The following is a 23505-nucleotide window of genomic DNA, read 5'->3' as shown; positions in this document are numbered from 1 at the left end:
CTCCTTGGCTTGGGGGGCTAGCGCGCCGGGGTTCCGGCGCGCTCCTCGTCGTATCTGGCCCTGGCCTTGCCGATGACTTCCAGCAGCCGCTCCGTGTTGCAGGGCTTGAGCAGGTAGTCGAAGGCCCCCAGGCGGATGAGTTCGAGCGCGTCCTCCGCCGAGGCGTGCCCCGTGAGGGCGATGACCTTGGCCGCCACGCCCTCCTGGCGCAGACGCTCCAGGGTGGCCTGCCCGGTGATTCCGGACAGGCGCACGTCCAGAAGCACAACGTGGTGCTCGCCCTCCCTCAAGCGCGGCAGCGCCTCCTCGCCGCTGAAGGCGGCCTCGGCGTCAATGCCGTGTATGCCGAGCAGCTTCACCAGGTTGGCGGCGAAGCGCTGCTCGTCGTCCACCACAAGAACCCGCGTCCGCCCTTCCATGTCCGCCCCCTTACACGGCCGCGCCGCGGGGTTCGACCGCCACATCGCCGCTTTGGTCGTACATGAGCCCGCAACGCAGATCGAAGTGCCTGTTGACGCTCATGGTGGGGCAGGTGGAGTTCAGGGCCACCTGCACCACGGTGGAGCCAAGGAAGGCCTTTTCGGGATCACGCTCGCGGGTGTGGTGGGCCATGAGGATGAGGCTGGCCTCGCGCATCCGCGCCAGCTTCAGGATCTCCATGGCGGGCACTCCCTCCCAGGCCTCGAAGGCGCAATCCTTGATGCCCTTGAGCTTGGCGCCGTAGCGGTCCTCCAGGCGCGACTTGGATTCGGCGATGGCCTGCTTCACCTCGGCCTGGGTCATGGAGACCCGGCCGGACTCCGTGCCGGCGTCCACGCAGTGGAACACCGTAAGGCCGGCCTTGTAGTGCCGGGCGATCTGCCCGCCGTAGAACACGCCGCAGTCGGCCTGGTCGGAGAAGTCCGTGGCGGCCACGATGTTCAGGAAGTTGTGCTCGCCGTAAGGGGTGGACCTGGTGACGATCATCACCGGGCAGGCCGCCTTCTGGCTCACCTGCTCCAGCGTGCTTCCGGTCATGCCCCACATGCGCGAGCGCACCTCGGCGTATTCCTTGGTGTGCGGCCCCATGACGATGAGGTCCGAATTCATCTTGCGGGCGATGCGCAGAATCTCCGCATGGGGCACGCCGGGAACCACCTTGACCTCGTAGTTGCTGAGCCCGCGCAGCTTGTCCTTGTAATAGTCCTCCACCGAGGCCTTGATGCGCGAAACCTCGCCCGAAGATTCCAGAAACTCCATCTCGCCCCAGCCTTGGCGCATTCCGCATACGTGCAGCAACACCAGGCGGGATTCGAACCGCTGCGCGAAGTGGAAGGCCGCATCGGCCGCGCAGTCGCACAATTCCGAGGGGGTGATGGCCAAAAGGATGTCCTTGAACATGTGCCTATCCTCCTGTTTCAATTCCTTGGCCAATCAAGCAACGGCGGCGGCGGGCGCGCGCAGCGTGCGCTTGAGCGCGTCCGTCACCGCCAGGTTCTTGTCCAGCAGCACCGCCGATTCGGGCAGGCCGAAGGCCAGCCCCATGAGCTGACTGAGATACAGCACCGAGACCTCGCGCCCCCCGCCCCCGGCCTTCAGGGCCTCGGACTGGTACGCTTCGAGGTTCATCTGGCACATGGGGCACACGGTGACGATGGCGTCGGCCTTCTGCGCGGCGCCGAGTATGGCCCCCACCGAAACCAGGGCGGCCTCGGGCTTGGTGGCCATAAGCGAGGCCCCGCAGCAATGCGTGGCCATGCCCCACACAATCTCCTTGGCACCCAGGGCGGCAAGCACCACGCCCATGGAGCGGGGATGTTCCGGGTCGTCGAAGGCCGCATAGGGCCGCAAGGCTTGGCAGCCGTAATAGGCCGCCACGGTCAGCCCCTCCAGGGGCCGCGTCACCGCCTCGCCAATGGCCTGCGCGCCGATGTCGTTGGCCAGCACGTCGAGCAGGTGCCGCACATGCGCCGCGCCCTGGTAACGCAGCCCCTCCACGCCGATGGCCTCGCCCACGCGGGCGGCCAGGGCGCGGTCCTTGGCGCATTCGCGCTCCACGCGCAGGTGGTTCAGGTAGCAGGCGCTGCACGGGGCCAGCAGGTCCAGACCGGGCGCATCGCGTTCGGCCAGGGCAAGATTGCGGGCGGGCAGAGCGTAGGAAAGCAGTCCGCTCACGGGCTCCACCGCGCTGGCCCCGCAGCAGGTCCAGTCCGGGGGCTCCACAAGCTCCACGCCAAGATGCGCAAGGGACTCGCGGCAGGACACGTCGTACTCCTCCGCGCTGGCGCGCAAGGAACAGCCGGGGTAGTATGCATACTTCATGACCGGGCCTCCATGCTGCGGACCTTTTCAAAGAGCGGCCGCAGGTCCGTAAGATGCCCCTCTCCCGGCGCCGCGCCCAAATGCAGCTTGCCCCGCCGCAGCAGCTTGAGGCCAAGCGGCGTATACTTGAGGGGCAGCAACGCATCGTGCATTCCCATGAAATAGTGCAGCATCAGCTCCGTTTCGCGCACGCGGCCGCGCCGTTCCACGTTGTGCATGAACTCCGCGTAGAAGAGCGCCTTCTTGTGCGCTGCGGGGTCCGGCTCCGCCGCGGCCAGCCGCTTGAGGGCGGCCATGGCCTGGGTGAGCGGCAGCCCGCGCGGGCAGCGCAGGGTGCAGGCGTAGCAGGCCGAACACAGCCAGAAGCTGCGGCTGTCCAGCACCTCCCGCACCTGGCCGAACAGCAGCATCCGCCACATGCGGCGCGGGGTCAGGTCCATGGCGTGGGCGTTTGGACAGGAGCCGGTGCAGGTGCCGCACTGCATACAGGCGCGCACCATGTCTTGCACTTGCGCCAGGGCTGCGGCCCCGGCGGCCGGGGGCGGCTGCGGCGCAAAGGTGATGGCGGGCGTTGGGCGGTTCATGGCGTCACCCTCCCATTGGGGCTTCTGCCCGGTTTTCCCGGCTCTGCGGGGGTTGCTTGGCACACTGCGGCGCACGGGCCACGGCCGCGTCGATGACGGCCATGACCTGCTCGTCGCGGAAACCGCGCAGCACGGTGGCGCTGTTGGGACACACGGCCACGCAGGAGCCGCAGCCCTGGCACAGCTGCTCGTCCACCTCGATGCGGTCGTGGACCATGTCCAGGGCGCGCGCGCCGTAGGCGCACACCCCGATGCAGCGGCCGCAGCGCGAACACAGGCTGTGCCGCACCTCGGCCACGGCATTGCCGCAGGAGAGGCTCTTCTCGCTCAGAATGCGCACCGTGCGCTGGGCCGCGGCCTTGGCCGAAAGGATGGTCTCGCGCATGGTGGACGGCCCCAGGCCCAGGCCGCAGGCGAACACGCCATGCTTCAGGAAGTCCACAGGCCGCCACTTGCTCTCGGCCTCCTGGTAGAAGCCGTCCTGGGTAAGGCCCACACCGAAGAGCTCGGCCAGCTCGGACACGTCGTTGGGCACCACCCCGCTGGAGAGCGCCAGCAGGTCGGGCCGCAGCTCGATCTCCCGGCCAAGCACCGGGTCCGTGGCCCGGATCACCGGCTTGTGGTCCTCGAACGTCACCGTGGGCCGCGCCTCCGGAGTGTAGCGGATAAAGATGGCCCCGCTGCGCCGCGCCTCGGTGTAGAAGCGCTCGCTTGAGCCCGTGGTCATGATGTCGCGGTAGAACACGAATACGGGCAGCCCGGGGTTGCGCTTCTTGAGCAGCAGCAGGTTCTTGAGGGCGCTGTGGCAGCACACGCGGCTGCAATAGTTGCGTTCCTCGTCGCGAGAGCGCCAACACTGGATCATGGCCACCCCGCCCAGGCGCGCGGCGTCCACAGAGCCGTCGGCCAGGCGTTGCTCCAGCTCCATCTGGGTCAGCACGCACTTGTGCACACGGTTGCCGTACTCGTAGACCTTGGCCTCGTGCCCGCCGGTGGCCAGGATGGTGGCCCCGTGGTGCAGGCTGTGGGCCACGCCCTCGCCGGTGGCCACCACGGTATGGAACCGCCCGGCCCGCCCGCGGGAGAGCACCACGCGCGAATCCTTGAGCACGCGGATGTTGGGGTTCTTCTCCACCTGCTCGATGAGCTCCTCCATGAAGCGCACGGGGTCGTCGCCCTCCAGGGTGGCGCGCAGGTTCATGGCCTGCCCGCCCAATTGCTCGGCCTCCTCCACCAGCACCACCTTGTAGCCCTGGTCGGCTATGCCCATGGCGGCGGTCATGCCGGCCAAGCCGCCGCCCACCACCAGGGCCTGGGGCGAAACCTGCCCGGTCATGGGCAGGGGCGAGGGATCGGCCCCCAAAAGTCTTGCCGCGGCTATGGCCAGCACCGAGGCGGTCTCCTCGGCGCGAGCCTCGGTCGGCCCGGCCACGTCGGTTCCGGCCGCGAAGCTGGCGGTATGGATGTCCACAACGTCCATGAGTGCCGGATTAAGCCCGATGGCCTCGCCCAGCTCACGCAGGCGCGGCACGTGCATGTAGGGCAGGCAGGCACCGACGAGCACGCGGTTGGGCTTGGCCGCCCCCGCGGCCTGGCGCAGAAGCTCCCAGCCCTCGCGGGTGCAGGCGCGGGGCAGGTCCAGCACCTCCACCACGCCGGGCAGGGCGCGCATCCGCCCCCGCAAGGCCTCGATGTCCAGGCTGCGCTCCAGCGTGGGGCAGGAGGAGCACAGCGCGACAAGCACGCGCGGCGACTGCCGCGACACGTCCGCGTACTGGGGCTGCTCTTCGGCCGCCTCCTCACGCGGGCCGTGGTACACACGCATCATGCGCGAGGCGCCCATGGCCGCGGCCCCGGCCTGGATGAGCGAGGAACGGATGTCGGCGGGCTCGCCAAAGGCCCCGGCGGCGAACACCCCCAGGCGGCTGGTGCGGTTGGGCGAAAGGGGCTTGGTGGCGCAGAAGCCGTTCTCGTTCACCTCCACCCCGGCGGCCAGGGCCAGGCCCTCCATGTTTCTGGGAGGCCGCGCGCCCACGGCCAGCACAAGCGCGTCGTAGTTCTCCTCCCGCAACTCGCCAGCGTAGTCGAAATACTGGATGATGACCCCGCCGTCCGGCCCGGGCAGGATGGAATGCGGCCGCGCTGGCACCAGGCGCACTCCGGCGGCCTCGGCCTCGTCGCGGTAGCGCTGGTAGTCGCGGCCGGGGGTGCGCAGGTCCATGTAAAAAATGGTCGTCTCGGCCTCGCTGCCGATGCTCCTCCTGGCCAACATGGCCTCCTTGAGGGAGATCATGCAGCAGATGGACGAGCAGAAATCGGCCTTGAGCTTGAGGTCGCGCGAGCCCACGCACTGCAGCCAGGCGATGCGCCTGAGGGGCGCGCCGTCGCCCGGACGCGCAAGCCTTGCCCCGGTGGGGCCGGTGGAGCTCAAAAGGCGCTCGAACTCCAGCGAGGTGAGCACGCCGGGATGGGTTCCGTACAGCAGCACGTCGGCGCAGCCGTTGGGCGCATCGGCCGGGTTGAAGCACTCGAAACCGGCCGCCAGGATCACCGAGCCTACCTCGAACTCCAGGCTCTCGTCGGACATCAGCCGCATACACAGCTTGTCCAGCCGGGGCACGAAGGACGCCCGGTCCAGGGGCTTGGGCAGCAACTCGCCCGCGCCCAGACGTTGCAGTTCAGCGGCGAAGTCCCGCTTTTCCGGCGCGGCAAGGGGCAGCACGGTGATTCCCGGGCGCAGCTCCTGGACGCGGCGCAGCACGCGTTCGGCCTCGGCCGCGGGCAAATCCAGGTCCAGCAGCACCAGCCGCGCGTCGAGCCCCTCGGCGATCTGCGCCACGGCGTCCTCGGCGCTTTCCGTAATGTGCAGGGGGAACCCTTCCTTCTTGAGCCACTGCGGCAGGTTCTCCGCCAGCTCGCGGTCGGGAGTGGCCACCAGGATGTGGAAGCCGGGACGGTCGTCGAACTTGAAGTCGATGGCCTTGGTCGGACAGGCCTCGAAGCAGCGCCAGCACCGCTGGCAGTTGTCCAGGTCCACCACATAGTGGTTGGCGATGTTGTGCGGCACGGGCAGGTAGGCGGCGGTGCGCGTTCCCAGGCCCGCGTTGAACTCGCTCGGCACGCGCACGGGGCACGCCTCTGCGCAGGCCCCGCAGCTTACGCAGCGCGTGGGGTCCACAAAGGTGGAGCGGCGGCTCAAGGTGGCGTGGAACTTGCCGGGGTCGCCTTCCAGCGCCTTGAGCTCGGTGTGCGTGAAGATGTCGATGTTCTTGTGGAAGAACCCCTTGCGCAGGCAGTACTGGCTGGACTGGTCGCGCTGGGTGAGCGGCAGCATCTTGCACATGCCGCAGTGGTCGGAGGGGAACTGGTGGTCCAACTGGGTAAGAATGCCCCCCAGGCTGGGACGCGCATCGATAAGGGCCACCTTGTAGCCGGTCTCGGCCAGATCAAGGGCGGCGCGCATTCCGCCGATTCCCGCTCCAACCACCAGGGCTCCATACTGCTTCTTCATCTGACCCTCCCGCGTTCATGGGCAGGCCGCGCTGGCGGCGGGGCTAGTCGAGGCCTCCGGTGACCTCTGGGAATTCGTGCTCGCGGAACACGGACAACGGCGGCGGCTCGTTGGGGTTCTTGCCCGGCTGGTACTCGAACGCCGCCTGGGTTCCCGCGGAAATGGTCCGGAAAAGCTCCATAACCGGCACGTCGTTGGGACAGGCGTTGGAGCACTGCCCGCAGCCCACGCAGGCCGTGCTCATGTGCGCCAGCCTAGTGAGGTGGAAGAACACCGTGTCCGTGGGCATCTTGATGGCGCCGCGCTGCCGCGCCCAGGAGAGGTATTGCCAGGGCTTGTGGTCGAAAACATCGGTGAGGAACACGCACTCCCGGCAGTAGCACACCGGGCAGGCCATGCGGCAGTTGTAGCAGTTGACGCAGGCCGAAAGGAACCGCGACAGGCCTTCCATGCTGCCGGTGGCCTTGGAGGTCTCGGCGAACATCTGGTCCCGGGCCTGGGTGCGCTCGGCCACTATTTCCGCAAGAGCCTCCTCGCGCCCGCCGGAGCCGGACGCCTCCGGATACCCCAGCCGGGCCATGAAGCCCTCGCCCTTGGGCGTGTTGGCCATGAGCAGCAGTCCCTTCTCCACATCCTGCCCGAACACGCCGATGGACAGATCCGCCTCGGCCCCGGCGGGCTGCTCGCACACGCGGCAGGCGCGCGCCACTTGCACGCCGTTGTAGGAACCGCGGCCGGACGCCTTGAGGAACGCGTTCAGGGACCCGGAATCGCCGCCATCGGCCGCGAAGCGCGGGTAGTCCGTGTTGGCGAAGGCTCCGCAGCAGTCCACGCTGATGGTGAGGGCGTTCTCCAGACTGCCCTGGTTCAGCTTGCACAGCTCGATGAAGGCGCGCACCTCGCAGGGGCGCAGCAGGGCGGCGACCATGGTGCTGTCCTCCGCACCGCGTGTGAGCCGCGTGAGCATCCGCGCCGCGTTGATGCGGAACGACGGGGCCAGCGGATCCACGTCGGCCAAACCTTCGGTTTCCGCAATCAGGGCGGGCATGGTGCCGAATCCGCCCGGCAGGGTGCGGGGGGCCAGCACAGCCGTCACCTCCCCGCTTTCAAGCAAACGCGCGCAGAACCCGCGCAGGGCTGCGACGGGGTTGCCGTCTGTGACTTCGATCGTGGCGATGCTTGCCATGGCGTGCCTCCGCGAGAGCTTGGGGTTCTACAAAAGCCGCAGCCGCCGGGTGTCTATGGGCCCCAGCTCCTTGATCTCCGCCGCGAACCGGTTCACCGTGGCGGCGAACTCATTGCCTTCGCTCGCGCCCACCCAGGTGAGCTTCAGACGGCGGCTGTCGATGCCGAACCGGGGCAGAATCTCTCCCAGTAGCTTCACCCTGCGCCGCGCCTTGTAGTTGCCGTTGATGTAGTGGCAGTCGCCGGGGTGGCAGCCGGAGATGAGCACCGCATCCGCCCCGTCGAGCAGGGCCTTGATGACATACTTGGGATCCACCATCCCGGTGCACATCATGCGGATAAGCCGCACGTTCGGCGTCTGGGTCATGCGCGCCGTGCCCGCCAGGTCGGCGGCGGTGTAGGTGCACCAGTTGCACACAAAGGCCACGATGGCCGGCTCGAAGCCGGACTCCGGCGCGGGGGTCGGCTGTGCGGCCTCGGCGACGTTCAGTTCCTGCATGGCGTCCTCCCAGGGCTTTGGTTTCAGGCTGTTTCGGCGGCGGTCTGCACGGGCTGCGGCATGGGCGGCGGCGCGGGCGAAAGCAGCCCCTCCAGTTCGGCGAAGAGCTGACGCTCGGTGAAGTGGCGCACCTGGGCCGCCCCGCTGGGACAGTGCCCGGCGCAGCTGCCGCAGCCCTTGCACATGGCCTCGTTGATCACGCTCACGTGGCGGCGCTCGTCGAACTCTATGGCCGAATAGGCGCACAGGCCGATGCAGGCCTTGCAGCCGATGCAGATGTCCGGGTTGATCCAGGACACCGTGGGCGAGATGCTGACCTCGCCGCGCGCGGCCAGGCTGAGCGCCTGTCCGGCCCCGCCCGAGGCATGGGCCACGGCGTCGGGGATGTCCTTGGGGCCCTGGCAGGTGCCGGCCAGGAAGATGCCGTCGGTGGCGGTGGAGACCGGGCCCAGCTTGGGGTGCTCCTCCAGGAAGAAGCCGTCCTGCCCCTGGCTGATGCCGAACACGCGCGCCACTTCGGCCGCGTCGCGCCGGGGCACCATGGCCGTGCACAAGATCACCATGTCCACGGGCACGCGCACGGGCTGGCCCAGCAGGGTATCCTCGCCCACAACGATGAGCTTGCCCTGCTCCTCCGGACTTTGGGCCTGGTCGGTCACCTCGGCAGGCCGACCGCGGACAAAGGTCACGCCTTCCTCCTGCACGCGGCGGTAGAATTCCTCGTAGCCCTTCCCGAAGCAGCGCATGTCGATGTAGAAGTTGAACACCGCAGTGTTGTGCCCCACCTTGTCCTTGATGAGGTGGTCGTACTTGAGCGCATACATGCAGCACACGCGCGAGCAGTATTCATGATGGTTCTTGTCGCGGCTGCCCACGCAGTGGATGATGGCCACGCTTTGCGGCATCTTGCCGTTCTTCATGACGATCTTGCCGCCGGTGGGGCCCACGGCGTTGTTCAGCCGCTCGAACTGCAGGCCGGTGTAGACTTCCGGGTAGCGGCCGAAGCCGTACTGCGACATGCCGGTGGGATCCATGATGTCGAAGCCGGTGGCCAGCACGATGGTTCCGGCCTGGACCTCCAGGAAGCTCTCCTGCTGCTCGTAGTCTATGGCCTGGGAGGGGCAGTTCTTCTGGCAGGCACCGCACTTGCCCTTGGTGAAGTGCAGGCACACCGTGGGGTCGATGACCGGCGTATTGGGCACGCTCTGCGGCGAATTGCGGTGGATGGCCTTGCGCGTGCCGATGCCTTCCTCGAACTCGCTCTGCACGGTGCGGGGGCACTTCTCCATGCACAGGCCGCAGCCGGTGCACAAATCCTGGTTCACGTAGCGCGGCGTGGTGCGGATGCGCACCTGGTAGTTGCCCACGTAGCCCTTCACCTCCACAACCTCGCTCATGGTCATGAGGTTGATGTTGGACTCCTGGGCCACGGCCACCATCTTGGGAGTGGAAATGCAGGCCGCGCAGTCGAGGGTGGGGAAGGTCTTGTCGAATTGGGCCATGTGCCCGCCGATGGACGAGCTTTTCTCCACCAAATGCACCTTGTGGCCAGACTTGGCGATGTCGAGCGCGGCCTGGATGCCCGCGATGCCGCCGCCCACGACGATGACATCCGGATGCACGCTCTCCACGCGGGAGAACAGCTCGTCGTGATGGTTCACGCGGGCCACGGCGGCGGCCACCAGGGTGCGGGCCTTGGCCGTGGCCTCTTCCCGGTCGGCCACCACCCAGGAGCAGTGCTCGCGGATGCAGGTCATCTGGAACAGGAAGGGGTTCAAGCCGCCGCGCTGGCAGGCCTTCTGGAAGGTCTTTTCGTGCAAACGCGGCGAACACGACGCCACCACCACCCGCGTCAGCCCAAGCTCGCGGATGTCCTTGATGATGAGATCCTGGCCGGGGTCGGAACACATGAACTTGTAGTCCCGCGCCACGACGACGTTCTTGAGTCCCGCCGCAAAGCGCGCCACCCCTGCTGAATCCACCCGGCCCGCGATGTTGGTGCCGCAGTGGCAGACATACACGCCGATTCTGCTGGCCATGTGGCGACCTCCCCTTTCTGTCGACCCGGCGCGCGGGACACATTGCCCTGGCGCGCGGGTCGTTTTGAACGCCACCATCTCAAAAACCGTGCCGATTGGCGCAGTCCAGTATTTTCATACAATACCGGAACGATGCATTTCACATACAATATGCGTGTGTTTTAATTCATCTGGGAATTGTCTTGCATCGCAAGACGGATTCTTGCATAGCAAGACTGAATCAGACTTTTGCCTGGGGTGTTCCAGGCGCCAAACGGCAAGCGGGGTGGGCAATGAGGACTTCGCGTTTCAGCCGTGGGAAAGCGCGCGCGCCGCGCGCCCAACGCGACGACATGGCCTGTGCGCTCTTGAACGCGGCCTCGGACCACGCGCTTCTGCTGCACGCCGATGGCACGGTGCTGACCTGCAACCGCTCCATGGCTGCCCTGTTCCATCTTGAGCCGGAACAGCTGGCGGGCGAGCGCATCTACGATTTCCTGCCCCTGGAGCAGGCCGTGCGGCTGGCGCAGGCCGTGGAACGGTGCGCCGCCGGGCGCGCGCCGGAGACCTTCGAGGAGTCGCTCTTTGGCGGGCAGGAGCTGGAGGTGCGCATACGCCCGGTGCCGGGCGAAACCCAGGGCCATACCCCGCAGGTGGCGGTGTTCTGCCGCGATGTCAGCGCGCAGCGCGCGGCCGAACGCGAGCGCACGCGGCTGGCCTCGGCCCTGGAGCAGGCGGCGGACGCGGTGATCCTTTTCGACGAACAGATGCGCGTGGAGTATCTGAACCAATCCTTCGAGGCCATGACCGGCTACACCCTGCGCGAATTGCGCGGCCGCCCCGTGGGCGTGCTCTACGAAGGGGACGAGCAGCGCAGATGTCTGGGGGAGATCGCCGAAAGCCTGTCCCGGGGCGACGCCTGGAGCGGCAAGGGCTGCAACACCTGCAAGGACGGCCGGGTCATCTGCTGCCACAAGACCGTTGCGCCCATCCGGGGCAAGGGGGGCCGCATTCTCGGCCATGTAAGCGTCTGGCGCGACGTGACCGATGTGGAAATTCTGGAGCGCCAGCTGCGGCAAGCGCAAAAGATGGAGGTCATCGGCACCCTTGCCAGCGGCATCGCCCACGACTTCAACAACATCCTTGCGCCCATCGTGCTGCTTTCCGATGTGGGGCTGAACGGCCTGCCCGAGGACGACCCCATGCGCCCGACCCTGGAGCGCATCCTCAAGGCCTCGCTGCGCGCGGGGGATCTGGTGCGGCAGATACTGAGCCTCGGGCGGAAGCTGGAATCCGACCAGCCCAGGCCGCTGCGCCTTGGCGCGGTGCTGCAGGAATGCCTTGCGCTGCTGCGGCCGGGGCTGCCCAGCACCATCGGCATCAGCATCCAGGTCCACACAAACGCCGACCTCATCCTGGCCGACCCGGCGCAGACCGGCCAGCTGGTGATGAACCTGTGCACCAACGCGGCCTGGGCCATGCGCGGGGCGGGGGGCGTGCTGTCCTTCAGCCTGGGGGAGCGCCTCGTGCCGCCGGGCGGCGACCCGCTCTTTCCGGAGGCCCAACCCGGCCGCCATGTGCTGTTACGCGTCCAGGACACCGGCCAGGGCATCGCCGCGGAACACCTGGAGCGCATCTTCGACCCCTTCTTCAGCACCAAGACCGATGGCTCCGGCACGGGCCTTGGGCTCGCCGTGGTGCGCAACATCGTCACCCATCTGCACGGGGCCATCCGCGTGGAAAGCCAGCCGGGCAAGGGCGCGGCCTTCGAGGTCTTGCTGCCCCAGGCCGACAGTCTTCCCGAAAGCGCGGCGCAGGGTCCGTCGCCCTCCCCGGCGCCGCCACTGGGCGGCGGGCGCATCCTGGTGGTGGATGACGAACCCGACATCCTGGACGCCTGCGCCCTGGGCCTGTCGTCCTTCGGCTACCAGACGGAATGCCGCCAGAGCGGCGAGGAGGCCCTGGAGCTTTTCCGGCGCGACCCGCACGGATTCGACGCCGTCATCACCGACACCACCATGCCGGGCCTGGCCGGGCCGGAGCTTGTGCGCGAGCTGCTCAAGATCGACCCGCACCTGCCGGTGATCCTGACCACCGGCCACAGTGCGCTGGTGTCCCGCGAACGGGCGTGGAGACTGGGGGCGCAGGAATACCTGATCAAACCTTTCCGGGCGGACGTGCTGGCCGGGGCCCTGGCCCGGCTGCTCAAAGGCCGTGGCGCGGGGCGTCCGGCCCGCAGGCCCATGCAGGAGGACGCATGATGCGCGGCGTGCTCATCGTGGACGACGACTCCATGCTCTGCGAAGCCCTGGCCCTGGCCGTGACGCAAATGGGCTTCGATCCGGACATGGCCGGAAGCCTCAAAGAGGGCTTGGACAAGGCCAGGTCCGGAGACTACAGCGTCGTGGTGCTGGACGTGCGCCTGCCCGATGGTTGCGGCCTGGAGGCCCTGTCCCGGTTCCAGGCCTGCCCCTCGGCCCCCGAAGTCATCATCCTCACCGGCGCCAGCGACCCAGAAGGCGCGGAACTGGCCATACGCAGCGGAGCTTGGGGCTACATCGCCAAGCCGCCCACCTTGAGCACCATCCGCCTGCCCATCCAGCGCGCCATGGAGCACCACCAAGGCAGGCAAAAGGTGCTGCCGCTGGGCCTCAAGCGCAGCGGCATAATCGGGGAAAGCCGCGCCATACAGGCCTGCCTGGACCTTGTGGCCCAGGCTGCGTCCACCCAGGCGGCGGCGCTCATCACCGGCGAAACGGGAACCGGAAAGGAGCTTTTCGCCCGGGCCATACACGACAACAGCGCGCGGGCCGACAACCCTTTCGTCATCGTGGACTGCGCCGCCCTGCCGGACAAGCTGGTGGAGAGCGAACTGTTCGGCTACGAGCGCGGGGCCTTCACCGGGGCCGACCGCCGCTTCGAGGGGCTCATCCGCCAGGCGCACCGGGGCACCCTGTTCCTGGATGAAATCGGCGAGCTGCCTTTGGCGGTGCAAAAGGCCTTTCTGCGCGTCCTGCAGGACGGCCGCTTCCGGCCCGTGGGCGGCGTCAAGGAGGTGGAAAGCGATTTCCGCCTGGTGGTGGCCACGAACCGTGACCTGGACGCCCTCGTCGCTTCCGGAGGATTCCGGCAGGATCTGCTGTTCCGGGTGCGCACCATGAACGTGGCGCTGCCCCCGCTGAAGGAGCGCGCGGGCGACATCGACCTGCTGTGCCGCCATTTCGTGGCCCGGCAATGCCGACTCAGGGGCATTCCCTCCAAGCGCATTTCGCCGGACTACCTGGAGGCGCTCGAGCTCTATAACTGGCCCGGCAACGTGCGCGAGATGATCCACGCGGTGGAGCATTCCCTGGCCGCGGGCATGAACGACCCGGTCCTGGTGCCGTCCCACCTGCCGACGAACATCCGCGTCAGCCTGGCGCGCGGCGCGCTGCCGCAGCAGCGAGCCGAAGGCCGGACGGCCGCCCCGCGCGCCACGGCGTTTGGCGCGGCAGGGTGTCTGCCGCCCCTGCGGCAGGTGCGGCTCAAGGCGATCGCCGAAACCGAGGCGAACTATCTGCGGGAACTGCTTGCCGCAACCGGGGGGAACATGACCCGGGCCTGCGCCGTGTCCGGCCTGTCGCGCCCCAGGCTCTACGCCCTGCTGAAAAAGCACCAGGCAGGCTGATCGCCCTGCCCCCCTTCGCGCCGCGCCAAAGCCAGCTCCGCGCTACGCGCCGAAGTACGGCGTTATGAACGGCCAGAGCATCTTGGTGCCCATGGCGAGAAGCAGAAAGGCGAAGATCTTCTTGAGCTTGCCCACGGGCAGGCTGTGGGCGAGCTTCGCGCCCAGGGGCGCGGTGAGGATGCTTGTGGCGGCCACGCCCACAAGGGCGGGCAGGTAGAGAAAGCCCAGATACCCGGCCTGCCAGCCGGGCAGCGCCGCGTCCATGCCGTTCACGATGTACCCGGCCGTGCCCGCGATGGCGATGGGAAAGCCGATGGCCGCGCTGGTGCCGATGCAGGTGTGCAGCGGCACGTTGCACCAGGTCATGAAGGGCACGGAGAGCGTGCCCCCGCCGATGCCCACCAAGCTGGACACCCCGCCGATGACCCCGCCGGCGCCGAACATGCCCGCCGTGCCCGGCACCTGGCGCGAGGCCTTGGGCTTGATGTTGAGCAGCATCTGCGCGGCCACGTAATACAGAAAGACCACAAAAAAGACGGAAAGAAACTGCGTGGACAGGTGCGCCGCCACCTTGGAGCCCAGGAACGTGCCGATGAGGATGCCCGGGGTGATGGCCTTGACGATGGGCCAGACCACGGCTCCGCGCTGGTTGTGCGCCCGCAGGCTGGAAACGCTGGTGAACATGATGCTGGCCAGCGAGGTGCCCAGCGCCAGATGCTGGATGTAGTCGCCGGGCAGTCCCACCTGGTGGAACACGAAGTTGAGCATGGGCACGATGACGAGCCCGCCGCCCACGCCAAGGAGTCCGGCCAGGACTCCGGCAAAGGCGCCGGTGGCGATGTACAGCAACCAGGCGGTGATCATGGGGGGCCTCCGGGGGGGTTGACGCCCCCTGTTCTCTGCATCAGCGGGGCGCGCGAATCGCAGCCGCCTTTCTACGTCCGCCATCGGCGCTTGTAAAGACACGCCCGCCATCCTGCCTTCGCCCGCCATTGCCACGGCCGACGCGACCTGATATCAGGCGGGATATGTGCGGCATTGCGGGCATTTTCGACCCAACCGGCGGTTTGTCCGCCGACGCCCTGGCGGAAACAGCCGGGCGCATGGCCGATTTCCAGGCCCATCGCGGCCCGGACGGGCGCGGTGTGTGGACCGATGCGGAGAGCGGACTGGCCTTTGGGCACCGCAGGCTCGCGGTGCTTGAACTCTCCGAGGCCGGAGCCCAGCCCATGCACAGCGCCTGCGGCCGCTTCGTGCTGTGCCTGAACGGCGAAATCTACAACCATGCAGACCTGCGCGCCCAGGTGGACGCCGCCCGCGCCTACTCCGGCCGTCCGGCCCTGGCCTGGCGCGGCCGCAGCGACACTGAGACCCTGCTGGAGGCCCTGGCCCTGTGGGGACCCAAGGAGGCCCTGGCCCGCTGCGTGGGCATGTTCGCCCTGGCCCTGTGGGACCGCCGGGACAAGACCCTCGCCTTCGCCCGCGACCGGCTGGGCGAAAAGCCGCTCTTCTACGCCGCCACCCGCGGCCGACTCCTTTTCGCCTCCGAATTGCGCGCGCTCACCATCGGCACGGGCTTCTGCCCCGGAGTGGACAGGAACGCCCTGGCGCTCCTGCTGCGGCTGTCCTGCGTGCCCGCGCCCCACAGCATCCTCTCCGGCGTGCGCAAACTGCCCGCCGGACGGCTGCTGACCCTGCGCGCAGACGACCTGGCGACCGGAATCCTGCCCGCGCCGGAGGCTTACTGGTCCCTCAAGACCGTAGCCGAGGCGGGCCTCGCCCTGCCCTTCGCCGGATCGGACGGGGAGGCCCTGGAGCGGCTGCTTGCCCTGCTGCGGCAGAGCGTGCGCGGCCAGATGCTGGCCGATGTGCCCGTGGGCGCGCTGTTGTCCGGCGGCATCGACTCCTCCCTTGTGGCGGCGCTGATGGCCGAGGCGGCGCGCGGCGACGGCGGCGAGGCCGTGCGCACCTTCACCATCGGCTACGCCGGAGGCGAGGGCGCAGCCTACGACGAATCGCGCCAGGCCGAGGCCGTGGCGCACCACCTGGGGGCGCGCCACACCACCCTAGTCTTCCACCCGGCGGAGGCCCTGGAGCTGGCAAGAAAGCTCTCGCACGTGGCGGGCGAGCCCTTCGCCGACGCCTCGCTTCTGCCCGCCCGGCTGGTGGCTGGCTTGGCGCGGGAGCAAGTGACCGTGTGCCTTACCGGCGATGGCGGGGACGAAATTTTCGCGGGCTACAACCGCCACGCCAAGGGCGCGGCCCTGTGGGCGCAGCTGGCCGGGGTGTCGCCTGGTCTGCGCGGCGCCGCAGCGAGCGCCCTGCAAAGCCTGTCCCCACGCACCTGGGACCGCGTGTTCTCCCTTTTGGCCCCGCTGCTGCCCAAGGACGCGCGCCAGCGCCTGCCGGGCGAGAAGCTGCACAAGCTGGCACTGGCCCTGCCCGTGCGCGTGGCCCCGGCCTTCTACTCGGCCCTGGTCTCGGCCTGGCCCGATCCCGGCGCGCTGGTGCCCAACGCCAGCGAGCCGCCCTGGGTGCTGCGCCAGCCCGCCAGCTGGCCCGCGCCCGCCCTGTGCCCGGAGGGCGGCACCGCCTGGATGCAGTTCCTGGACTCCTCCTGGTACCTGCCCGAGGACATTTTGACCAAGCTGGACCGCGCGGGCATGAGCGTGGGGCTGGAGGCGCGCGCCCCCTACCTGGACCACCGCGTGGCGGAGTTCGCCTGGACCCTGCCGCCGCACATGCGCGTGCGGTCCGGCCAGGGCAAATGGGCCCTGCGCGAACTGTTGGCGCGTTTTGTGCCCCGGCCCCTGTGGGAGCGTCCCAAGACGGGCTTCGGCGTCCCGCTGGACGCCTGGCTGCGCGGGCCGCTCAAACCCTGGGCCGAGGCCCTCATCGACCCGGAGCGCCTGGCCATGGAGGGCTATTTCGAACCCGCGCCCGTGGCCCGCGCCTGGGCCGAACACCAAAGCGGCCGCTACAACCGCCAGTACCGCCTGTGGCCCGTGCTCATGTTCCAGTCCTGGCTGGAAAGCGCGGGCATTTCGGGGTAGAGGTCCGTCCATGCGCATCGTCGTCGTCACGGCTCACGCCCCGTCCCTGGTGAACTTCCGCGCCCCGCTGCTGGCCGCGCTTGTGGCGCGCGGGCACGAGGTCCTCGCCCTGGCCCCGCCCGAACCCGGCGGCGGCGCGGCCACAAGGGCCGCCCTGCGCGGCCTGGGCGTCGGGCTCATGGCCTATCCGCTGGAACGCGGCGGCCGGAACCCCCTGCGCGACCTGCACAGCCTGCTCGCCCTGCGCGACCATTTCCGCACCCTCCGGCCGGACCTTGTGCTGCCCTACGCCATCAAGCCGGTGCTCTATGGCTCGCTGGCGGCGCGCTGGGCCAAGGTGCCGCACACGGCTTCGCTCATCACCGGCCTGGGCTACGCCTTTGGCGGGCTTTCCGACACGCTGGCGCAGGACTTTCCCGGCCGACCGCAAACCATGGGCCGCCGCTGCCTCACCGAGCTGGTGACCCGCCTGTACGCCAAGGCTCTTGCGAAGAACCGCGCCGTCATCTTCCAGAACCCGGACGACCGCGACCTGTTCCAGCGCCTGGGCATCCTCTCGCCCGGCCAGCGCGTGGCCGTGGTGGGCGGCAGCGGCGTGGACCTGGACCATTTCGCCCCGGCCCCGCCCGTTGCCGCGGAAGCGGGCCAAACGCCGGTATTCACCTGCGTGGCCCGGCTGTTGTGGGCCAAGGGCGTAGGCGTGTTCGTGGAGGCCTGCCGGATGCTCAAGCGCAGGCACCCGCACGTTGTCTGCCGCCTCATCGGCCCGCAGGACGCCGTGCCCGACGCCGTGGCCCCGGAGATGTTGCGCCGCTGGCGCGAGGACCGCGTGGTGGAGATTCTGGAGCCGGTGGAGGACATCCGCCCCGTGCTTGCCGCCACCAGCGTCTTTGTGCTGCCCAGCTACAGGGAGGGCGCGCCGCGCTCCAGCCTGGAGGCCATGGCCATGGCCCGGCCCGTGGTCACCACCGATGTGCCCGGCTGCCGCCAGACCGTTGAGGACGGAGTGACGGGCTTTCTGGTGCCGCCGTTCGAGCCCGGCGCGCTCATGCGGGCCATGGAACGCTACGTGCTGGAGCCCGAGCTCATCGCCCAGCAGGGCGCGGCCGCGCGCAAACTGGCCGAGGAGCGCTTCGACGCGCGCCGCGTGACGGCCGACATGCTCGCCGCCCTGCCCCTGCCGGAGAACACGGCCCCGGCCGAGGCCCGATGACCGCCAAGCGGCTGCTGGACCTAGCCCTTGTCCTGCCGGGGCTGGTCCTTGCCGCGCCGCTCATGCTCCTGGTCGCCCTGCTCGTGCGCCTGGGCCTGGGACCGGGGGTCATTTTCCGCCAGACGCGCCCCGGACTCGACGCCAAGCCCTTCACCATCCTCAAATTCCGCACCATGCGCCACGGCCCCGGCCCGGACGCGGAGCGCCTCACCCCGCTGGGGCGGCTGCTGCGCAGAACCTCCCTCGACGAGTTGCCAGAGCTGTGGAACGTGGCGCGCGGCGACATGAGCCTTGTCGGCCCCCGGCCGCTTCTGATGGAGTATCTGCCGCGCTACAGCCCGGAGCAGGCCCGCAGGCACGAGGTTCGCCCCGGCATCACCGGGCTCGCCCAGGTGCGCGGCCGCAACGCCCTGTCCTGGGAGGAGCGCCTGGCCCTGGACGTGTGGTATGTGGACAACCGCAGCCTGGGGCTTGACCTGCGCATCCTGGGCCGCACGGTCCTGGCGGTGCTCTCGGGCCGGGGCGTCTCGGCCCCGGGACAGGCCACCATGAGCGCGTTCACGGGCACGGGCGCCCCCCCTTCCGCCCAGGCCCCGGCACCCCGCAAGGGCCAGAGCGGCCGCGATTGAACATCCACGCGGCTTGTGGTACCCATGCGGAATAAAATCCGACAATCCGGGCCAATGGATGCCCCGCACGGTCCGCAAGGCCGCGCACGGGATGCGGAGGGCCGGACAACGGGTTGCGGCGTTTCTGAACAGACGCGCCCCCGCTTGCGGAATGCCGCAAAATCACGAGTGCGGCCACTGCACGCGCCCGCGCATTCGGGCAGAACGACACCAGCACGGAACAACCAGGCAGCACAATGAAAAACGCATTTATCCCCTTTGCAAATCCCGGCGCCGCGTTCCAGGCGCGCAAGCACGAATACGACGAGGCCTTTTCCCGGGTGATCGGCAGCGGCCAATATATTCTCGGCCCCGAAGTTGAAACCTTCGAGCGGCGCTTTGCCGAGTGGCTTGCCGACGCCTCCTGCGCTGCGGGGGATTGCATCGGGGTCGCCAACGGAACGGACGCCATCGAGATCGCTTTGCGCGCGCTGCAAGGCCTGTTCCCCGTGCCGTCGGGCAAGCTGCCGGCCGTTTTCACGGTTTCGCACACGGCGGTGGCCACGGTCGCGGCCATTGAACGCGCTGGCTGCGTCCCCATTCTGGTGGACATTGACGAAGCGTCCTACACGATGTCGCCGGGTTCGCTCGAAGCCGCCGTAAACATGGTGGCCGCGGAACGGCCCGACCTCGCCCCCATGGCCGTCATCCCCGTGCATCTCTACGGGCACCCTTGCGATCTGGACGCCATCATGGGCATCGGGGAACGCCACGGGATGCGGATCATCGAGGACTGCGCGCAGGCCCATGGCGCGGCCTACCGCGGCAAGAGGGTCGGCACTCTGGGCATTGCGGGCACATTCAGCTTTTACCCGACCAAGAACCTCGGCGCCATTGGCGACGCCGGGGCCGTCTACACCGGGGATTCAGCGCTCGCCGCAGAGATGCGGGCGCTGCGGCAATACGGCTGGAAGCAGCGCTATGTCAGCGCCATTCCGGGCATCAACTCGCGCATGGACCCCTTGCAGGCAGCGTTTCTGGACATAAACCTCCGCCACCTTGACGCGGACAACGCCGCCCGCCGCTCCATCGCCGCACGCTACGACGCCCTGATCAGCAGGGCCACCATCACGCCGCCAGTCGCCAAACCGGAAGTGGAGCACGCCTTCCACCTGTACGTTCTCCGAAGCAAACGGCGGGATGCCCTCGCAGCATTTCTGCACGAGCGGGGAGTGGGCACCGCCGTGCATTACCCCCAAGCGGTGCATTCCCAACCCGCATACGCCGGGCGTGTCATCATCGCACCCGACGGCCTGCCCATCACGGAGCGTGTGGTCCCCGAGCTTCTCAGCCTGCCCATGTTCCCGCAACTTATTCAGGCGGACGTGGAACGCGTTGCACACGCCCTTCTGGCCTGGGACAAGGAGCAGTCGTCATGAGCTTCGCCAATGCCAATGTCCTGATCACCGGCGGTGCCGGCTTCATCGGCTCCAACCTCGCAATCCGGCTCATAGGGGCAGGGGCGAACGTCACCATCGTGGACAGCCTCATCCCGGAATATGGCGGCAATCTCCGCAATTTGGCATCCGTGCACGGCTTATGCCACCTGAACATCTCAGATGTCCGCGACCCCCATGCCATGCGCTACCTCATCCAATCCAAGGACTATCTGTTCAACCTCGCCGGACAGACCAGCCACATGGATTCCATGACCATGCCGTTCACGGACCTCGAAATCAACGCGCACGCCCAACTCTCCATCCTGGAAGCCTGCCGCCAATACAACCCCGCCATCCGCATCGTTTTCGCCGGAACGCGGCAGGTCTACGGCCGCCCCCAGTATCTGCCCGTGGACGAGAACCATCCGATCCGTCCCGTGGATGTCAACGGAATCAACAAGGTCGCGGGCGAAAGCTACCACCTGCTCTACGGAGACGTATACGGCATCCCCTCAACGGTTCTCCGCCTTACCAATACCTACGGGCCGCGCATGCGCGTCAAGGATGCCCGCCAAACCTTTGTGGGCATTTGGCTCCGGCTGCTGCTGGAAGGCAAGCCCTTCGAAGTGTGGGGCGGCGAACAGCTGCGCGATTTCACCTACGTGGATGACTGTGTGGACGCCCTGCTGCTCGTCGCGCAAGATGACAAGGCAATAGGCAAGATCTACAACATCGGCGGGGAGAAGAACGTCTCCCTGCTGCACCTTGCCAAGTTGCTCATTGAGGCCAATGGCGGACGCGGCGAGTATGCGCTCCGCCAGTTTCCGGATGAACGCAAAAAAATCGACATCGGCGACTACTATTCCGACGACACGCGCATACGGAAGGAACTTGGCTGGATGCCACGCATTTCGCTTGAAGAGGGGCTCTCCAGAACCGTGGCCTACTACACCACGGAGCTGAAGCACTACATTTGATTGTGCCGCTCGATCCGGCGGCACTCACGAAGAAGCCGCGGCAACGGGAACAGGCCAAGCCAAGTTGACGGAGCGACTGGCGGGACGCGGCCTCCGGGTTCGGGCTTGCGCCGCTTCCTCCGGCTCGCCCGGCTGCGCCGCAATCAATGAAGGCACTTCAGGACGCCAGGCCACGCACGGCCACGGCGGGCGTCACGAGTCCGGGCCCCACGTCTCCGGTCCTGCGGCGCGTACATACTTGAGGAAGGCGTAGAACGCTCCGTGAACGGCGTTGATGAACCCGGCACGACCGTCCAACAGGCCCAGCTTGAGTATGTAGAGCTTGACGAAGCGGCCGAGCCCATGCACGACGCCAGCCAGCACGCCTCCCTTACGACCGTTGCGGCGCAAATCGTCTGCGCCCTGCTGGGCATAGGAATTGATCTTGTCCAGGTGCTCGCGAAAATTGCGGTAGGGATAATGGATGATGTCGCCGTCCAGCTGCCCCGTGGAGCCCAGCGGATTAAAGCTTTCATGCGCGCCGCTCACGCGGATCTCCATGCCGCCGGGGCGGAACAGCCGCAGAAGCCGGTCCGGATACCACCCGCCATGGCGCATGAACCCGGTGAAATAATAGGACGATCGCGCCATCCAGAACCCGGCGTTGGCCGTATCCGACGCTGTGGCCTTCTGGATGTTCGCGGCGAGCTCCTCACTCAGCCACTCGTCCTGGTCCAGGCTCACCACCCAGTCCACCTGGGGTTCCATAGCCCGGATGTGTTCCAGGGCGAACCGGAACTGCGGCCCCGGTCCCTCCCAGCGGCGCTGAAGCACCTCCGCCCCGGCGGCGCGGGCGATGGCCACGGTTTCGTCCGTGCTCTGTGAATCCACCACGAGGACATGCTCGCAGAAGGCCAGCGAAGCCAGACAACGCGCCAACAGGCGCTCACCATTGTAGGTGAGGACGAGGCCGACTGTTCGGGAGGCCTTGCGTGGGGCCGCTGTCAGGGGCATCCGCACTCACTTGGTTGCAGGGTTGGTCGAGGCGTTTGTCGCGGTCTGGCTTCTACTCTACGCCGACTGGCCGGTCAAGGAGCCGAAACATTGCGCGCGTACGGCCAGCGCGTCACGCCCCCCTTCCATGGATCAACCGCCCGCCTTGGCCAGGCATCCGACTCATGATTGAACATCCGCCCCGCATCTGATACGATTGAAAGATACGCCGCACGGGCGGTAAACGTCCGCCTTCCGGCACGCAGCCCCAAGAGAAAGGCACAATGTCCGAGCGCCCTCCCGTCCGCACCAAGGAGAATTTCCTCGTCTTCGGTTCGCCCGCCATTGAGCAGGCCGAGATCGACGAGGTGGTGTCCTGCCTGAAAAGCCGCTGGATCGGCACCGGGCCGCGCACGGCGCAATTCGAGCGCGACTTCGCCGCGTACAAGGGCGTTCCCGCCGCCGTGGCCCTGCACTCCTGCACGGCGGCCCTGCACCTGGCCATGGTGGCCCTGAACCTCAAGCCCGGCGACGAGGTCATCACCACCCCGCTCACCTTCTGCGCCACGGTGAACGCCATCCTGCACGCGGGCGGAAACCCCGTGCTGGCCGACATCGACCCCATCACCCTGAACACCGCTGCAGATGGCGCTGCGCTTCGACCCCGACTTTTGCCCGAAATGCACCCCCAAAAAAGCAATGGGAGCCCAGGCAGCAGGAGCTGCGTCCCCAGTCCCCGGAGCTGGTTTCGAACGACTGGAATCGGCAGCTGGCATGTAGACGCCGGGCTTTGCTTTCCTTTATAGTCTAAAGGTCAAACCAACGCGGCGGACCATCCGCCGGAGGCATGCATGAAGATCGTTGTGCTGGGCGCAAGCGGACACGGCCAAGTGGTGGCGGACATCCTGTTCCAAATGTGGACCAAGGGCCGCGAAATGGAGCTGGTGGGCTTTCTGGACGACGACCCCGCCCTGGCCGGGACACGGATCCTGGGCCTGCCGGTGCTCGGCACGCTTGCCGACCTGTCGTCCGTTCCGCACGACTGCGTGGCCCTGGGCATAGGCGACAACGCCGCCCGGGCCCGCGTGTACGCGGAGCTGGCCAAGGCCCGCAAGCACTTCGTCACGGCCATCCACCCCTCGGCCATCCTTGCGCCGGACGTGATCGTTGGCGAAGGCGCGGTGCTGGCCGCAGGGGCCATCGCCAACCCTGGCGCGCGCATCGGCGAAAACGCCGTCCTGAACACCGGGGCCAGCATCGACCACCACTGCGTGCTCGGCCCCCATGCCCATGTGGCCCCCGGCGCGCACCTGGCCGGCGGGGTGCACGTGGGCGAGGGCGCCCTGGTGGGCATCGGCGCCTGCGCGGTGCAGGGCGTGGCCATCGGCGCGTGGAGCACCGTCGGCGCAGGCGCTGCCGTTACCCAGGACGTACCCGAGCGCGCCTGCGTGGGCGGCGTCCCGGCCCGGCCGCTCTAA

The 23505-nt window shown here is 68.0% G+C and carries 19 protein-coding genes; 9 read left to right on the top strand and 10 right to left on the bottom strand.

From position 1 onward, the window contains the following. Positions 1-17: 17 nt before the first annotated feature. The 8 genes from CHB73_RS12265 to CHB73_RS12230 are packed head-to-tail and all read right to left on the bottom strand — an operon-like array spanning position 18 to position 10119. Entirely contained in the window at positions 18-419 is a 402-nt protein-coding gene (locus tag CHB73_RS12265; protein ID WP_179217027.1) for a response regulator, read from the bottom strand. A gap of 10 nt (positions 420-429) precedes the next feature. Next, complete coding sequence (locus tag CHB73_RS12260; protein ID WP_089274878.1) at positions 430-1380, bottom strand: universal stress protein; 951 nt, start codon at positions 1378-1380, stop codon at positions 430-432. Between the two features lie 33 nt (positions 1381-1413). After that, positions 1414-2301, bottom strand: a complete 888-nt coding sequence (locus CHB73_RS12255; protein WP_089274877.1) for a CoB--CoM heterodisulfide reductase iron-sulfur subunit B family protein — start codon at positions 2299-2301, stop codon at positions 1414-1416. Then, a complete protein-coding gene (locus tag CHB73_RS12250; protein ID WP_089274876.1) occupies positions 2298-2885 on the bottom strand; it encodes a 4Fe-4S dicluster domain-containing protein in 588 nt (195 codons plus the stop codon). Before CHB73_RS12250 ends, CHB73_RS12255 begins: the two co-directional genes overlap by 4 nt. A gap of 4 nt (positions 2886-2889) precedes the next feature. Next, positions 2890-6396 (bottom strand): FAD-dependent oxidoreductase, encoded by a 3507-nt coding sequence (locus tag CHB73_RS12245; RefSeq protein ID WP_089274875.1) that lies wholly within the window; start codon positions 6394-6396, stop codon positions 2890-2892. A gap of 43 nt (positions 6397-6439) precedes the next feature. Continuing rightward, positions 6440-7582 (bottom strand): 4Fe-4S binding protein, encoded by a 1143-nt coding sequence (locus CHB73_RS12240; RefSeq protein ID WP_089274874.1) that lies wholly within the window; start codon positions 7580-7582, stop codon positions 6440-6442. A gap of 27 nt (positions 7583-7609) precedes the next feature. Continuing rightward, complete coding sequence (locus CHB73_RS12235; RefSeq protein WP_089274873.1) at positions 7610-8080, bottom strand: hydrogenase iron-sulfur subunit; 471 nt, start codon at positions 8078-8080, stop codon at positions 7610-7612. Positions 8081-8103: 23 nt separating this feature from the next. Then, entirely contained in the window at positions 8104-10119 is a 2016-nt protein-coding gene (locus CHB73_RS12230; RefSeq protein ID WP_089274872.1) for a CoB--CoM heterodisulfide reductase iron-sulfur subunit A family protein, read from the bottom strand. 272 nt (positions 10120-10391) lie between these two features. Between CHB73_RS12230 and CHB73_RS12225 the strand changes: the two genes are divergently transcribed. Together CHB73_RS12225 and CHB73_RS12220 are read left to right on the top strand one after the other, a co-directional pair. Continuing rightward, positions 10392-12359: a hybrid sensor histidine kinase/response regulator gene (locus CHB73_RS12225; protein ID WP_089274871.1), complete on the top strand. Its 1968-nt coding sequence runs from the start codon at positions 10392-10394 to the stop codon at positions 12357-12359. Continuing rightward, a complete protein-coding gene (locus CHB73_RS12220; protein ID WP_327438380.1) occupies positions 12356-13765 on the top strand; it encodes a sigma-54-dependent transcriptional regulator in 1410 nt (469 codons plus the stop codon). Before CHB73_RS12225 ends, CHB73_RS12220 begins: the two co-directional genes overlap by 4 nt. A gap of 42 nt (positions 13766-13807) precedes the next feature. Here the strand turns inward: CHB73_RS12220 and CHB73_RS12215 are convergent, their stop codons facing one another. Beyond that, positions 13808-14629: a sulfite exporter TauE/SafE family protein gene (locus CHB73_RS12215; RefSeq protein WP_089274870.1), complete on the bottom strand. Its 822-nt coding sequence runs from the start codon at positions 14627-14629 to the stop codon at positions 13808-13810. A gap of 164 nt (positions 14630-14793) precedes the next feature. Here CHB73_RS12215 and asnB point away from each other — a divergent pair, with 164 nt between their 5' ends. From asnB to CHB73_RS12190, 5 genes are all read left to right on the top strand, one after another. Next, complete coding sequence (gene asnB / locus CHB73_RS12210; protein WP_089274869.1) at positions 14794-16818, top strand: asparagine synthase (glutamine-hydrolyzing); 2025 nt, start codon at positions 14794-14796, stop codon at positions 16816-16818. A gap of 10 nt (positions 16819-16828) precedes the next feature. Next, positions 16829-18031: a glycosyltransferase family 4 protein gene (locus CHB73_RS12205; protein WP_089274868.1), complete on the top strand. Its 1203-nt coding sequence runs from the start codon at positions 16829-16831 to the stop codon at positions 18029-18031. Continuing rightward, complete coding sequence (locus CHB73_RS12200) at positions 18028-18660, top strand: sugar transferase (protein ID WP_089274867.1); 633 nt, start codon at positions 18028-18030, stop codon at positions 18658-18660. Before CHB73_RS12205 ends, CHB73_RS12200 begins: the two co-directional genes overlap by 4 nt. A gap of 236 nt (positions 18661-18896) precedes the next feature. After that, positions 18897-20078, top strand: a complete 1182-nt coding sequence (locus tag CHB73_RS12195) for a DegT/DnrJ/EryC1/StrS family aminotransferase (RefSeq protein WP_089274866.1) — start codon at positions 18897-18899, stop codon at positions 20076-20078. Beyond that, entirely contained in the window at positions 20075-21055 is a 981-nt protein-coding gene (locus tag CHB73_RS12190) for an NAD-dependent epimerase/dehydratase family protein (protein ID WP_089274865.1), read from the top strand. Before CHB73_RS12195 ends, CHB73_RS12190 begins: the two co-directional genes overlap by 4 nt. A gap of 192 nt (positions 21056-21247) precedes the next feature. Here the strand turns inward: CHB73_RS12190 and CHB73_RS12185 are convergent, their stop codons facing one another. Then, positions 21248-22048, bottom strand: coding sequence for a glycosyltransferase family 2 protein (locus CHB73_RS12185; protein ID WP_089274864.1), 801 nt, complete (start codon positions 22046-22048; stop codon positions 21248-21250). Between the two features lie 263 nt (positions 22049-22311). Here CHB73_RS12185 and CHB73_RS12180 point away from each other — a divergent pair, with 263 nt between their 5' ends. Beyond that, positions 22312-22833 (top strand): DegT/DnrJ/EryC1/StrS family aminotransferase, encoded by a 522-nt coding sequence (locus CHB73_RS12180; RefSeq protein ID WP_089274863.1) that lies wholly within the window; start codon positions 22312-22314, stop codon positions 22831-22833. Between the two features lie 45 nt (positions 22834-22878). Continuing rightward, the gene (locus CHB73_RS12175) at positions 22879-23505 is read left to right on the top strand and encodes an acetyltransferase (protein ID WP_089274862.1); all 627 of its coding nucleotides are present in this window, start codon (positions 22879-22881) and stop codon (positions 23503-23505) included.

Source organism: Humidesulfovibrio mexicanus, from assembly GCF_900188225.1.
GTDB lineage: Bacteria > Desulfobacterota > Desulfovibrionia > Desulfovibrionales > Desulfovibrionaceae > Humidesulfovibrio > Humidesulfovibrio mexicanus.
The sequence above is the reverse complement of the archived record's forward strand: the minus strand, read 5'-3'. Positions and strand labels throughout refer to the sequence as shown.

What these genes read in the sequence shown, in the direction of transcription:
- CHB73_RS12265 (WP_179217027.1), bottom strand. Translation starts at nt 419, where the DNA reads ATGGAAGGGCGGACGCGGGTTCTTGTGGTGGACGACGAGCAGCGCTTC.
- CHB73_RS12260 (WP_089274878.1), bottom strand. Translation starts at nt 1,380, where the DNA reads ATGTTCAAGGACATCCTTTTGGCCATCACCCCCTCGGAATTGTGCGAC.
- CHB73_RS12255 (WP_089274877.1), bottom strand. Translation starts at nt 2,301, where the DNA reads ATGAAGTATGCATACTACCCCGGCTGTTCCTTGCGCGCCAGCGCGGAG.
- CHB73_RS12250 (WP_089274876.1), bottom strand. Translation starts at nt 2,885, where the DNA reads ATGAACCGCCCAACGCCCGCCATCACCTTTGCGCCGCAGCCGCCCCCG.
- CHB73_RS12245 (WP_089274875.1), bottom strand. Translation starts at nt 6,396, where the DNA reads ATGAAGAAGCAGTATGGAGCCCTGGTGGTTGGAGCGGGAATCGGCGGA.
- CHB73_RS12240 (WP_089274874.1), bottom strand. Translation starts at nt 7,582, where the DNA reads ATGGCAAGCATCGCCACGATCGAAGTCACAGACGGCAACCCCGTCGCA.
- CHB73_RS12235 (WP_089274873.1), bottom strand. Translation starts at nt 8,080, where the DNA reads ATGCAGGAACTGAACGTCGCCGAGGCCGCACAGCCGACCCCCGCGCCG.
- CHB73_RS12230 (WP_089274872.1), bottom strand. Translation starts at nt 10,119, where the DNA reads ATGGCCAGCAGAATCGGCGTGTATGTCTGCCACTGCGGCACCAACATC.
- CHB73_RS12225 (WP_089274871.1), top strand. Translation starts at nt 10,392, where the DNA reads ATGAGGACTTCGCGTTTCAGCCGTGGGAAAGCGCGCGCGCCGCGCGCC.
- CHB73_RS12220 (WP_327438380.1), top strand. Translation starts at nt 12,356, where the DNA reads ATGATGCGCGGCGTGCTCATCGTGGACGACGACTCCATGCTCTGCGAA.
- CHB73_RS12215 (WP_089274870.1), bottom strand. Translation starts at nt 14,629, where the DNA reads ATGATCACCGCCTGGTTGCTGTACATCGCCACCGGCGCCTTTGCCGGA.
- asnB (WP_089274869.1), top strand. Translation starts at nt 14,794, where the DNA reads ATGTGCGGCATTGCGGGCATTTTCGACCCAACCGGCGGTTTGTCCGCC.
- CHB73_RS12205 (WP_089274868.1), top strand. Translation starts at nt 16,829, where the DNA reads ATGCGCATCGTCGTCGTCACGGCTCACGCCCCGTCCCTGGTGAACTTC.
- CHB73_RS12200 (WP_089274867.1), top strand. Translation starts at nt 18,028, where the DNA reads ATGACCGCCAAGCGGCTGCTGGACCTAGCCCTTGTCCTGCCGGGGCTG.
- CHB73_RS12195 (WP_089274866.1), top strand. Translation starts at nt 18,897, where the DNA reads ATGAAAAACGCATTTATCCCCTTTGCAAATCCCGGCGCCGCGTTCCAG.
- CHB73_RS12190 (WP_089274865.1), top strand. Translation starts at nt 20,075, where the DNA reads ATGAGCTTCGCCAATGCCAATGTCCTGATCACCGGCGGTGCCGGCTTC.
- CHB73_RS12185 (WP_089274864.1), bottom strand. Translation starts at nt 22,048, where the DNA reads ATGCCCCTGACAGCGGCCCCACGCAAGGCCTCCCGAACAGTCGGCCTC.
- CHB73_RS12180 (WP_089274863.1), top strand. Translation starts at nt 22,312, where the DNA reads ATGTCCGAGCGCCCTCCCGTCCGCACCAAGGAGAATTTCCTCGTCTTC.
- CHB73_RS12175 (WP_089274862.1), top strand. Translation starts at nt 22,879, where the DNA reads ATGAAGATCGTTGTGCTGGGCGCAAGCGGACACGGCCAAGTGGTGGCG.